General features: G+C 46.6%; 5 protein-coding genes. 1 reads left to right on the forward strand and 4 read right to left on the reverse strand.

The genetic code is table 11. From position 1 onward, the window contains the following. Positions 1-11: 11 nt before the first annotated feature. The 4 genes from AB4623_RS11710 to AB4623_RS11725 all read right to left on the reverse strand — a co-directional run bounded on the left by AB4623_RS11710 (position 12) and on the right by AB4623_RS11725 (position 6,912). Positions 12-3,155, reverse strand: coding sequence for an efflux RND transporter permease subunit (locus tag AB4623_RS11710; protein WP_102333472.1), 3,144 nt, complete (start codon positions 3,153-3,155; stop codon positions 12-14). Then, the gene (locus AB4623_RS11715) at positions 3,152-4,894 is read right to left on the reverse strand and encodes an efflux RND transporter periplasmic adaptor subunit (protein WP_372117317.1); all 1,743 of its coding nucleotides are present in this window, start codon (positions 4,892-4,894) and stop codon (positions 3,152-3,154) included. Before AB4623_RS11715 ends, AB4623_RS11710 begins: the two co-directional genes overlap by 4 nt. A gap of 11 nt (positions 4,895-4,905) precedes the next feature. After that, a complete protein-coding gene (locus AB4623_RS11720; RefSeq protein ID WP_372146432.1) occupies positions 4,906-6,348 on the reverse strand; it encodes a TolC family protein in 1,443 nt (480 codons plus the stop codon). A 99-nt stretch (positions 6,349-6,447) separates the two neighbouring features. Then, the gene (locus tag AB4623_RS11725) at positions 6,448-6,912 is read right to left on the reverse strand and encodes a hypothetical protein (protein WP_372102920.1); all 465 of its coding nucleotides are present in this window, start codon (positions 6,910-6,912) and stop codon (positions 6,448-6,450) included. Between the two features lie 233 nt (positions 6,913-7,145). Between AB4623_RS11725 and AB4623_RS11730 the strand changes: the two genes are divergently transcribed. Further along, positions 7,146-9,190 (forward strand): VCBS domain-containing protein (locus AB4623_RS11730; RefSeq protein ID WP_372146430.1); only part of this gene is annotated, 2,045 nt, incomplete at its 3' end.

Genomic DNA, 9,190 nt, shown 5'->3' on the forward strand with positions numbered 1-9,190 from the left:
TAATCAATACGTTATTTGTTTGTCTCGTTTTGGCTATGCATAATCTCACGCTGTTTCCAGAGCTTAAAGATTGCAGGCAACACCAGTAGGGTAAGCAACAGTGCCGACGCCATTCCGCCTATCATCGGCGCGGCAATTCGCTGCATCACTTCAGAGCCCGTTCCCTCGCCATACATAATTGGAATGAGGCCAATGATCACCGTAAGTACTGTCATCATCACTGGGCGAACACGCAGTCCTGCACCCTCACGAATCGCATCCGTTAAGTCTTCACTCTGAAGTGCTTGCTGGTTCTGCTCCGCATCCAATTTTTTGTAGTGCCATGCTTGGTTTAGGTAGACCAACATAATGACGCCTATCTCAACAGCTACCCCGGCAAGGGCGATAAAGCCCACACCCACCGCAATCGAGAAGTTGTAATTGAGGACATGCATCAGCCATAAACCACCCACCATTGCGAGTGGCAATGTCAGCATGATCATCATCACTTCACCGACACGGCGGAAGCTCAAATACAGCAGCAACATAATGATGGCAATGGTGATAGGCACGACCACACTTAAGCGATCTTTGGCGCGTTCCATGTACTCGTATTGACCAGACCAAGCCAGTGAGTAACCCGCAGGCAAAACAATTTGATCTGTAACGACTTTTTGTGCCTCTGCCACATAAGAACCAAGGTCACGCCCTTCGATATCCACGAACACCCAACCATTAGGACGCGCATTCTCTGTTTTGATCATCGGAGGGCCATCTTCATATCGAATATCCGCGACATCAGAAAGCGCGATACGAGCACCGTTTGGTGTCACTAACGGTAGGTTCTGTAACTTAACGACAGAATCACGATAGCTTTGTGGATAACGAACATTGATTGGATAACGCTCTAGCCCCTCAACGGTTTCACCCACGTTCATGCCACCAACCGCAGTCGAAATAACCTGTTGCACTTCTTTAATGCTCAAGCCATATCGCGCAGCAGAACGACGTTTGATGTCTATCGTGACATAGCGACCACCAGCCACACGTTCGGCATACACAGAAGCCGTACCGCTAACACCATTTAAGATAGGTTCGAGCTGAGAGCCAATGTCCTCTATAACACTCAGATCTGGCCCTGCTATTTTGATTCCGATTGGCGTTTTAATACCGGTCGCTAACATGTCGATCCGAGTCTTGATTGGCATAACCCATGCGTTAGTCAAACCGGGGAATTGAATCAGATCATCAAACTCTTTTCGTAGCGACTCAGTAGTGACGCCGTCACGCCATTCATCTCGTGGTTTAAGCTGAATAACCGTTTCAATCATAGTCAGTGGCGCAGGATCGGTTGCTGTCTCTGCTCGGCCAATTTTGCCCCACGTGGTTTCGACTTCTGGAATGGTTTTGATGAGTTTGTTGGTTTGTTGCAACAACTCACGCGCTTTACCAATTGAAATACCCGGATACGTGGTTGGCATGTACATCAAATCTCCTTCGTCCAAAGGAGGGATGAACTCGCTGCCAAGTTTACTGGTTGGGTAATAAGCAGACGCCATTAAGCCAAGTGCGATAACAATCATCACCTTTGGATACTTTAGGCTGAGGTTCAGAAGCGGTTTATACATCGCCACTAGGCTGCGGTTTACTGGGTTTTTGTGTTCAGGTAGCACGTTGCCGCGAATGAAGTAACCCATTAGCACAGGCACAAGCGTGATAGCCAAACCTGCCGCTGCCGCCATCGCATACGTCTTGGTAAAGGCAAGTGGCGAGAACATCTTGCCCTCTTGGCCTTCTAACGCGAACACAGGCACAAAGCTCAAGGTAATGATAATCAGAGAGAAGAACAGCGGTGCGCCAACTTCTTCTGCTGCCTTACCAATCACCTGCCAACGGTTTTTGTCAGTAAGTGGAGTCCGTTCAATGTGTTTATGAACGTTCTCGATCATCACTATGGCACCATCCACCATGGCGCCAATCGCAATCGCGATCCCGCCAAGAGACATGATGTTGGCGTTAATACCCTGCCAATGCATAACGATGAATGCGCCTAAGATACCGACAGGTAAGCTTAATGCGATAACCAACGACGAGCGGATATGGAACAAGAACAGCGCACACACCACGGCGACCACGATGAACTCTTCAGCCAGCTTCTTCCAAAGGTTTTCAACGGCTGAATCAATCAAAGTAGAACGGTCATAAGTCGCGACAATCTCGACACCATCAGGTAAGCCTGCTTGCAGTTCCGCAAGCTTGGATTTAACCGAATCGATCACTTCACTGGCATTTTCACCAAAGCGCATCACGATAACGCCGCCAACCGCTTCACCCTCACCGTTGAGCTCCGAGATACCACGACGCATTTGCGGGCCGAGGTTAATGTCAGCAATGTCACCTAATAGTAGCGGTGTACCTTTGTCTGTCACTTTTAACGGCAGAGATTGAATGTCTTCGATGCTTGTCAGGTAACCCGTCGTACGAACCATGTGCTCGGCTTCGGCAATCTCGACAACAGACGCTCCTGTTTCTTGATTACCATCTTGGATTGCCTTGTTGACTTGCTGAAGCGTCAGGTCATATGCACGTAACTTGGCAGGATCAATCTGTACTTGATACTGCTTCACCATGCCGCCAACGGTCGCCACTTCAGACACGCCTTCTACGGTTTGCAACTCATACTTCAAGAACCAATCTTGCAAACTACGAAGTTCCGCTAAGTCGTGCTGACCGGTTTTATCTTGCAACACGTAGCTGTAAACCCAGCCCACACCGGTTGCATCTGGCCCTAGTGTTGGCTTGGCACTCGATGGCAAGTTAGGTGCAACTTGGCTTAAGTACTCCAACACTCGTGAACGCGCCCAGTACATATCAGTATCATCATTGAAGATGATATAGACATAGGAATCACCAAAAAACGAGTAACCACGAACCGTTTCAGCTCCTGGTACGGCTAACATGGCGGTGGTCAATGGATAAGTCACCTGATCTTCGACCACTTGTGGCGCTTGCCCCGGATAACTGGTTTTGATAATTACCTGAACATCTGATAAATCTGGAATGGCATCGACCGGTGTATTTTTAACGCTGTATAAGCCGCCAAATACGATGGCGACAGTAGCAACCAGCACTAAGAAGCGGTTACTAATAGACCAGCGAATGATTGCATTGATCATAGTTCGCCCTCACCCGTGCTATTCGTCGGTTCGAGAGATTTGAGCACATAATCAGAACCTTGCTTCGCCACTAGAAACCGAATGGTTTGACCCTCGGCAAACTCAGATAAATCAAGGTCATCACTGGCTTGGAAATTCATTTCACCCGCTTTCCAATTCCACTCAGGGACTGGCTGATGTTTTACAGTGATCATGCCAAAATCTGCCATCAACATGGTAATGTCACCCGTTACCCAAACTTCGCCGGCGATCTTGTGTTTGTTGACCTTGTAATCAACAACCTCGTATTGCCCTGACTCTGTCTTTCTCATCTCAAAGTCAATTGCCTTACCACGTTGCACGTCACTCATGTCCAAGCCTTCCACAAAGGTGAAATTCATCACCATGCCCGGCCAATCCCATTCTGGAACAGGCTGATGGTTAATCGTCACCATACGGCTGCCTTGCATAACATCGGAAATTTCACCGTTTGCCCATACGGTTTCCGCTTCTTCCTCAACACCATTGATGCGTGACAGATCAGCTGATTGGCTCGATTCAGAATCCAACATGAAGTGTGCAGAAGTGACAATACTCTCACCTTGCTCTAGCCCTTGAAGCACCTCTATTTTTTCGCCAGCTTCACGACCAACCTCAATACGAGCAGAGCGATACTTGCCAGAACCTTCTGACATCACCACTCGAGTCATACCACCGGAGTGAATCACCGAAGATCTTGGGATAGTAAGAACCGCTTCATCACTAATGGGTTTCAGCGCAATATTTGCAAACATATTTGGCTTAAGCTCGCCATTTGGATTGGAGAACTTCAAACGAACGCGCAAGGTTCGAGTTTTTGGGTCAAGGATTGGGTACACGTAATCGACATTACCCAACCACTCTTTGCCGGGAATGGCATCTAGCGTCATCACCGCATTGCTGCCTGACGAGATCCAGTGCGCTTGACGCTCAAACACCTCAGCATCAACCCATACTTCGCCTAATGGGCCAGCACTGATCACCGCTTGTGCAGGTGAAAGGTAACCACCTTCTCGGATATTCAAACTTGCGATGACACCATCGGCTGGCGCTTTGACTTCAATGGTTTGTGAGGCTTTGCCTTTGCGCGTAATAGCGCGGATTTGAGTCTTATCAACACCCAAGGTAATTAAGCGTTCAGTCGAGCCCTTGATCAAACCTTTACGACCCGTTTTATAAGCACTGATCAACTCTTCTTGTGCTTTAACAAGCTCTGGAGAATAGAGTGTGAAAAGTACATCACCTTTGTTTACCTTCTCACCCACTGCGTTGATGTAGAGCTTCTCAACCCAACCAGCTGCTCTTACGTTGGTTTGCCACAATGTACTTTCATCGAACGCCACATAACCCACGGTTTCAATGCGCGGTGATAGCGCTTCTCGTGTGACTTGTGCGGTTTTCACGCCAAGGTTATTTTCCACGGAAGAATCAATAAACACGGTTCCGGGCTTATCTTTAGCTCCGCCGTTCACATCGTCTGCATACACAGGGATAAGATCCATCCCCATTGGCGACTGGCCCGGCTTATCACGCTGATAATTTGGGTCCATCGGAGCTACCCAATACAAAGGCTCATCCTTGGTTTGTTTACTTACTTCGGCGCCTGTACTCGTTGCCATTGCTGACATGTTATGTGCTGACCCAACGACAAAGTGATTCACACCAAAACCCAGTGCACCACCGACCAATAAAGCGATTGTTGCTACTTTTACTGAACTCATTGTCTATTCCCTTATTGATTGGCTGTGTGTTTAGTTGCGCTTGAATTGAGTTGTGGTTGGTTTACTTGGTATTCAAAGCCACTGACTAACGCCGCCAGTTTGCTGTTAACGATGTTGAGATCGGTGATCAAACGTTGTTGCTCTAACTTAAGCGCCAGCTCATCGGTCGTTGCTAAAATGACATCGTTAAACTGAGCGGTATTGTTTTGATAGCCCCTTTCAACCGCGCTGATTCGTGCTGCGGTTTGAGGAAGCAAGGACGTTTGATAGCGATCTAATCGCTGGATCAGATTTGATCTGTCCACCAGCAATGCATTCACTTGCGCGTTCATTTGGGAAAGTAAGGTGTCTTTTTGAGATTTAGCCGCACCAACTTGATACTGAGCAGCCGATAAGTTCTTATCTTGTCGGCTCCCTGTAAACAGCGGGATGTCGACTGTCAGATAAGCACTCACCAGATCAGAAGCAGGTTCACCCGCCATGTTATTGGCTTGACGGTGTGCATACATCACTTCCACCCCAAACTGCGGGGTATAAGCTTGCTCGGCTAACTCGACCTGAGTTTGATTGGAGGAAATACTGACATCGGAGATCTTAACCAAAGGATGGTCAGTCAGTAGCTGGTAGTGCTTGGTTGAATCGATATTGGTCGCTAATTTGCTTTCCAACAATGACCAATCGATTTGGTTAGTTGCATTCAGTGTGCCCTGAGAATCAAGAACCTGAGAGCCTAGCCAATCAGAACCCAACCATTCAGAAAGCTGAGAGATTAGACGACGCTGAACCTGCTGGTTTGCCTGAAGTTTCTCATCAAGCTTGCTCACTTGGAGCTGAGCATTAAGCAGATCTTGCGCTTCGCTTTTACCAATCGAGTAATTGGTTTGTACATAGTTTTCAAGCTCAACCAACAAACGACGATTTTGACGAATCACCGACTCAGCCTTTTGCTGATAACCTAACTTAAGCCAAAGCTGCGTCATGCTATTCGCAACCGTCAATTCTCTTGCTTGCACCTGCAAAGCTAAAGCATCTGCCTGTTGGCCTGCCTTTTTTTGTTGAAGGTTAAGCGTATCGCCACGCTCAAACTGCTGCATCAGCCCTACCGATATATTGGTCATCGGGTCTTCATCGAATTGAAAGCTATCGACAGGCAAACCGCCAAATCCAACTTTTAATTTAGGATCCATTAAGGTCGAGCTGGCAATGCCCGTTTCTCGCATCGCTTGAGACTGAGCAAAGTACTGTTTGCGATTTCCATCTTCGCTTAAAGCAATCTCAATCAGTGTATTGAGTTGCTGCGTCGAGCTTGCTTGGTCATGTGCTGAAATGTGTTGAGCATTTGAAGCTGACGCCGTGGTAGCCGCGAGCGTAGCACTTGAAAACAAGGCCATAGGCAAGGTAGCAGCAACCACTAAGCTCGTGTTCATGACAAACACAGAGGTTGTTGGTTTCATATTCACAATGAATGTCCATATCTAACGCTAATTAGCGCATAAAAAAGAATGGCTTATCAGATTTATCTAACTGATAGAGCTGTATTTTTAGATATAGATTTATGCGGAAGGTGGGCGTAGCAAAGATTGAGCGCGTGCGACTTTCTGGCCAATCGTGACCGATTGAAAACGAGCTAATGAAAAGGAAAGTTGATCAACGGCTTGAACAGCCTGAATTGGATAGGGACTTGCAGAACACATTGAGGCACAACAATCGGCACTCGAACAATGGTTACCCATCATCGAGCTACCGTCTTCGCTCATTGAAGACATATCGCATTGAGCCATCAAAGCATGGGCACTCATGTTAGAGTCTTCAGCGTGTACTTCTTCACTCATCACATGACACCCTGCCATTGAATCATTAACCGAAGTATCGCTGTGGTAACAAGCCGACTTGCTCGACCCCATTTCCATCATCATTACTTCAGTCATCATGGCTGAGGAGCTTGAGGCATAGCTAGACATCAACATCGCAATGATGCTGAAAACAATAATCCAAGTTTTTCGGAATGTGTTTGTCATAGCTTACCTTTGAATTTACACCGCAACTATAAACGTTACCCTTAGGGTAAGGTCAATGCCATTGTGCCGATATTTGCCTGACCGTTGAAAAAGTATTCATCCTCTCTTTCATCAAAATGAGATAATTCTTCGACTTTGCAGTTTTTTCTTTAAAAATTATCCAATTAGCTAGCGAAACCTCTATCTGTGTATTTTACTTAAGATAGTGCAACCACGATTCACGGATGATAAAAATGGCTAACAAAAAAAACGTCGAAGCAAACAAGAAAAATACAGAAATCAAAAATAAGAAAAGTAACAAGCTAGAACAAAAGAAACCAACACAAAAAAAGAAGCGCAGACTGCATTCACATCTAAAAGTGAATATCCCACTTTTTCAGTCACTCATGATGATTTTGCCATCATTGGCTAAACACGCTGCTGCGGAAAGTATAGACAATTCCAGCGACGCTGCAGATCAAGTAACCGCAAATAACGTGACCGAAAAAGATGTCACCGATGACCATAGCAAGGCGGACTCATCAGCGGTTGCTCTCCAAGAAGCTCAGACGAGTGACAGCGACGTAAACTCCACCTTAAGTGCAAGTCATGCCGCCCATGGTTCGAGCTCTCACTTGGTTCCTTCTCATCATTTGTCGACGCTTTCTCACCCGCAAGTCCATTACATTCCTTCGGTATCGATGCCGACTATCTCCTCAGGAAGTAACGGTCAGCCGACTCATTCAAATGCGCCGACGACACCCGCTTTACCCGTCACCTTTATGCCAGAAGTCATAAAAGGTACCTACGGAGAGCTTCATGTTGATGCAAATGGTCAATACACATTCGTATTGAATCCAAATTCTCCTCAATACATCCTGTTAAACCAGCACCAACAAGGCACTGACCATTTCTTGTTGCATCTATCTAACGGCTCGAGTGTCATTGTTCAAGTTCCGGTCACAGGTAAACAAGATACGCCAAGTATTTCAGGAGACTTAACTGGCGTTGTCACAGAAGATCATAATATTGATTCACAAGGCTTGTTACATGCCAACGGTAAAATTGATGTCATAGACCCTGATCAAAATGAAAGTTCGTTGAAGCCGGAAGTTATCTCAGGTAAATATGGTTCATTAACTATCGATGCTGATGGACACTGGCAGTATCAAGTTGATAACTCGCTCTCTAACGTTCAAGCTTTAACCGCAGCCACTTCACTGCATGAAAGTTTCACAATTCACACCAAAGATGGCACACCGCAAACGATCGATATGACGATTGGCGGAAACGACGACAATGCCGTAATTACGGGTGTGGATGCTGGCACGTTAACTGAAGATTTAACGACACAAGTTCAAGGGCAGCTTTCGGTAACGGACTCTGATCTTGGAGAGGACCACTTTCAAGCCTCACAAGTGACTAGTAATTTCGGTACGCTAAGCATCACCAAAGACGGTGCGTGGACATACAGTTTAGACAACAATAACCCAGTAGTTCAAAGACTTGGCCAAGGTTCAACTGCGACAGACATCGTCACTGTTCACTCTGCCGATGGCACACCACATCAAATCACTATTACCGTTAATGGCACTAATGATACTGCTGTGATTGCAGGCACCAATACCGGTGCGGTAACTGAAGAGTCTCAACTTCAAACAACGGGCTCATTAACTATTAGCGACACCGATACCAATGAAGCGCACTTCTCGAATACAGACATTGTTGGTTCATTAGGCACCCTACATCTTAAAGATAACGGTGATTGGACCTATGATTTAGACAATCAAAATCCGACCGTGCAAGCATTAGCGCAAGGCAAAACGGCAACCGACACCATCACCGTTCACTCTGCCGATGGCACGCCACATCAAGTTACTATTACTGTAAATGGTACTAATGATACTGCTGTTATTGCAGGCACCAATACCGGTGCGGTAACGGAAGAGTCACAACTGCAAACCTCGGGAACACTCACCATCACCGATACAGACAAAGGTGAAGCCCACTTCTCGAATACCGATATCGCAGGCCAATTAGGTACCCTACATCTTAAAGATAACGGTGATTGGACTTACGATTTAGATAACAAAAACCCAACGGTACAAGCATTAGGTCAAGGTAAAACCACCACCGATAGCATTACCGTGCATTCCGCGGATGGCACAACACATCAAATAATGGTGACCATAAATGGTAGCAACAATGTGGCCACTATTGCTGGCGTTGATACTGGTTCAATAACCGAAAACAGCGCGGGTGTCGACATGTCACCCGACTATGCTCACTCAGGCATCGC

Origin of the sequence: Vibrio sp. 10N.222.52.C12 (assembly GCF_041474215.1) — a bacterium.
Taxonomy (GTDB): domain Bacteria; phylum Pseudomonadota; class Gammaproteobacteria; order Enterobacterales; family Vibrionaceae; genus Vibrio; species Vibrio crassostreae_C.